Below are 3,859 nucleotides of genomic sequence, written 5' to 3'. Positions count from 1 at the left end.
CGCAAGTTTGCGGAGAGCGAGCAGGGGCGGGCGATCCTGCAAAACTCTGATACGAAGGTTCTGCTGCGCCAGGATAAGCTCGATAAGGAAGCGGTTATCGAGAACTTCGGCCTTGAGGAGCACGAATTTGAAGAGCTCATCGCATTCCGCGACGGGCAAGCCCGTTGGTGGGTCGGCGGAGAGGTGTTTTACAACCAGCTTGTTCCGTTTGCGGATGAATTCGAGCTTTTCACAACGCGGTTTGTGCAGTCGGATGCGGAACTCGCCATGCAGCGGAGGTGGCTCGCGTGAACTGGTTCTCCGGGCTTATCGCCAATCTGATTAACGCCCTGGCCAATGGGCTTCAGTCACTGTTGAATCACACGGTGGCCGCGGGGAACAACCTGGCGCCGGATGTGATGGGGAACATCATCCTCGGTGGCTACTTTCATAACGCGTCAAATGCGCCAGGTTGGGGCACGGGAAGTTTCTCGGACGTGATGGATGCACACGCCGTGGCGACGCTCGAACCTTTTGCGACGGCGTTTTGGGTGTTTGCTTGGTCGTTCTTTCTCATTTCGGTGTATCTGCTCGTCGTCCAGGTATCCGGTGCCAGAGAGAGCGCCGTCCAGCGGGAGCGAATGAAGCAGGGTGTGATCGGGCTTTTCGTATCGGCGCTTCTTATCTGGCAGGGTCAGCACCTAGCGCTGTTGGTAACTGAGTTCTTTTACTACGCGAGCGACTACTTCTTGCACCTGGGCGCGCCGCAGAAATGGACACCGCTTAGCACGAGCGGCGGTCAGGCGCTGTTGAACAGCATCGTGAACTTCTTGCAAGCGCTCCTCGCGTTCATCGTGTGGATCGTGTACGAGTTCCGCGACGTGTTCCTGTACGTCTGGATGCTCTTTTTCCCGCTCGCGATGGCGTTTTACGCGAACGATAAGACGCGCGGCATCACAAAGACGTGGTGGGTCGAATGGGTGTACCAGATGGCGGTGCCGCTTGGCCAAGCTGTCGTATATGGTGTGGCGAGCGCGGTGGCGTCCCCGGCCAGTGGCACGGCGCTCACAGCGGAGGACGTGTTTGTGGCCCTGGCGGGGACGATTGGGCTGCTGTCGTCCGCGGTCTATGTGCGCAAGCTCATCGATGTGGTAGCCCAGGCGTTTGGGGCGTCGCTCATCGGTTCGGATCACGGCATGCGGTGGGGTAACCTTGCGATGGTTGGTGCGTCGGCTGTGGCGGGAGACCTGGCTGGGAAGATGGCGGTGACCGGCACGGCCAAGGCGACGGGGGCGACGCTGGGGAAAATGGCGCATGCAGCGGATAACCGCTATATGCGCGGTAAAGCGGAAAAGGCGATTCAGGCAAACAGTGAAGTACATGCGGGTGCCTTTCGATCTGGGGCGTCGATTGAAGACGTTATGATGCAGCAAAAGCTAGGTTCTCAGGGAGATGTGCTGCGGTCAGAAGGCGCCGGTTTAGAAACTGCCCCATCTAGGTCGGGTCTGGGCAGTGGAAATCAACGTGTAGGAAAACGGCACGAATCTCATACGGTAGGCGCACTCGCGGATGCAGCGCGAAGTCTCAAGGACGGATTCGCGCAAAGCCATACTGGACTCTGGCTTCGAACGTCATGGCAAGGATATCAAAACGATGGCGGCACGACAGGACGTGTGGCACGGCGAACTGCTAGTGCGGCAGAACGTGTTGCGTCTTACGCGAAGCGCAATTGGGGAGACAAACCATGGATTGGCAAGTCTATTACGGGAGTGTCCAATTTAACGGCAGGTTTGGCACAAAAGTATCAGACCCATGATAAGAACCGGACCGAGCGGTTAGAAGCGTTGCGCGCCAACTTGCGGGAAGTTGCAGAACTCAATCAGCTGAAAACGCGTCTGCCGAGTCTTGCGAGTGAGTGGATGAATACCACAGGTGCAAACGCAGACCCTACGTCGGTTACGACATCTCCTGCGATGTCAGCTCCTGCGAACGTCACACCTCCCCGTTCGCCTTCGAACGCGTCAACGACTTCAACGTCTACGGCGAGTGGCGGGCGTTCGACCGGGCAGGCACACGCACAGATGCAACTGCCATTGTCGCAGGCCGAGAAACGGTATGAGGCTGCGAAAGCACAATGGCTCGCTGAGCTGCGACGTTCAGGCTTCGATTCGTCGACCGTTCAGTCCTTGTTACAAGAAGCGGAGACCAAGTGGGAGGATGGAAAGCACCTTCGCGATCAAGGCGCGTGGTCGCCCGAGGCCAGGCAGGCGTATCGGGAGGCCTTCACGGCGTACCGGCCTGCGATGCTTGACCGGAAGGCGCGAGAAGCCGTGGAAGCCGGGCGTTTGGTTCTCGAGAAACCAAAGGATCCGCATAAGGTGCAAACACAGCGGAGCAAAGCGTTCCTGGATGACGCGCGCAACGCGATCATGTATCGCCGATAACTTAGGTCTGAATCACACTACGTCCGTAAACACGCCGTGGTATGCTGGGATACGAGGTGATCCACATGCATCCAGGCGTGTTTTTCATGCATCTACGACACATGTTGCCGTGGTGGTCGCCCGCAATCATCGCATGGTACGGAACGCTCTTCATGTGGGCCAGAGAATATCCTCAGAGATATTACGAAGACATTCCAGCAAGTGATGGTTCGGTTGAAGTGTTTAGTCGCTGGTTTGGAATGTTTTTCTGGGCACTCGTGATGTTTTATGCGATGTGGTTTGCGCTACCGTATCCAGGAGTCGAAATCCTTGTGGACTTATGTTGCATGCCAGTCATGCTCATTGTCTTTGGCATGTTGGCGATTGGATGGGTGGTCCATCTCATCGATGAGTTCGGATCGTATCAAGCAGACGAACATCTGGAAAAGGGACTCACTTGTGCAGAATGGGAGCAGTTTAAACGGCGGCGCGAGTTCAGGGACTTTCAGTTAAGAGTGAACGCGATGTATGAGGCAATCGAACCAGAAAGGAGAAAACAGCGGTTTATCGTATTCGAGGGCAAGCGGGGAAAGAAACGAGGTGACCGTGCATGAAAGGCGTATGGCACTTCGTTCATCACTGGTATCTCAAAATCCCATACAGCCCGGCTGAAGCACATCTGTTCCGCCATGTGTGGCACATAGTCCCGTTTTGGATGCCAGGCTTCATCGCGTTGAGTATTGTGCCGGCCGGTTATATCCTCATGATTTTGCTCAGCGTGCTCTTCTCAGGTTTCGAGTGGTTCAAGTACGAGAAAGCACTTGATGTCATTAAGGAGCGCGGTCGGAAGTACTCGTACTACGGATTGTGGCTGGCCTACGCGATTTGGGCTCCGATGCTTTGGCCACGGGCGGCGACGTTCGGTTGGACGGTGGTCGGATGGTTCACGATGCGCCACTTCTGGAAGAAGCGCCGTCGGCGGATCGCCTGGATGTCCACGCTCGACAAGGCGGATCTGGCGCTCATGCCGGGGTGGTCAGAGTGGTTGGAACGGCAACAGCGGTTCGAGGTGGTGTTGGATAGGACGCTGCCGTGGCGACGGGCAAAGGCGAGAAAACATCGACCGGATAAGGCGTACTAACACCAATTAGCTCGCCATAATTCCTCCAACTGCTCCAGGTATTCGTGCTGAGTGATGAGCCAAGATCGTATCGTTCACAGCGAAGCGTGGTCATAAGTTTTATCATGGCGTAAACATGGCGCATTTTTTACAGTGTGTTCACGTTACCTTGAACACATAAGGAGCTGATTATTGTGAAACTCACTTCGCTCTTCGAATCGATCGCCTTTGTTGCCGAATATGGTGACCTCGACGCAGACCGACATGTGAAGCGAGTAGCCACATATGCGCGGTTTGTCGGCACTCACGTCCTACGTTTGCCCCAGGCGAGCTGTGA

3 protein-coding genes and 1 pseudogene are annotated in these 3,859 nt (G+C 55.9%); all 4 read left to right on the top strand.

Going from position 1 to position 3,859, the window contains the following annotated elements; all coding sequences use genetic code 11:
• Positions 1-291 (top strand): annotated as a pseudogene (locus C7445_RS14145) (conjugal transfer protein TraC); the annotation flags it as partial.
• The gene (locus tag C7445_RS14140; protein ID WP_134161332.1) at positions 288-2,423 is read left to right on the top strand and encodes a hypothetical protein; all 2,136 of its coding nucleotides are present in this window, start codon (positions 288-290) and stop codon (positions 2,421-2,423) included. The pseudogene C7445_RS14145 and the gene C7445_RS14140, both read left to right, overlap by 4 nt.
• An 86-nt stretch (positions 2,424-2,509) precedes the next feature.
• The gene (locus tag C7445_RS14135) at positions 2,510-3,016 is read left to right on the top strand and encodes a hypothetical protein (protein WP_243835213.1); all 507 of its coding nucleotides are present in this window, start codon (positions 2,510-2,512) and stop codon (positions 3,014-3,016) included.
• Positions 3,013-3,543 carry a hypothetical protein gene (locus tag C7445_RS14130; RefSeq protein WP_134161328.1) on the top strand — a complete coding sequence of 177 codons (531 nt, stop codon included), beginning with the start codon at positions 3,013-3,015 and terminating at the stop codon, positions 3,541-3,543. The genes C7445_RS14135 and C7445_RS14130 overlap by 4 nt, the downstream gene beginning before the upstream one ends.
• Positions 3,544-3,859 lie beyond the last annotated feature (316 nt).

This window comes from Alicyclobacillus sacchari (genome assembly GCF_004366795.1).
Classification (GTDB): Bacteria; Bacillota; Bacilli; order Alicyclobacillales; family Alicyclobacillaceae; genus Alicyclobacillus; species Alicyclobacillus sacchari.
This window is presented reverse-complemented; position numbering and strand designations above follow the sequence as displayed.

What these genes read in the sequence shown, in the direction of transcription:
- C7445_RS14135 (WP_243835213.1), top strand. Translation starts at nt 2,510, where the DNA reads ATGCATCTACGACACATGTTGCCGTGGTGGTCGCCCGCAATCATCGCA.
- C7445_RS14130 (WP_134161328.1), top strand. Translation starts at nt 3,013, where the DNA reads ATGAAAGGCGTATGGCACTTCGTTCATCACTGGTATCTCAAAATCCCA.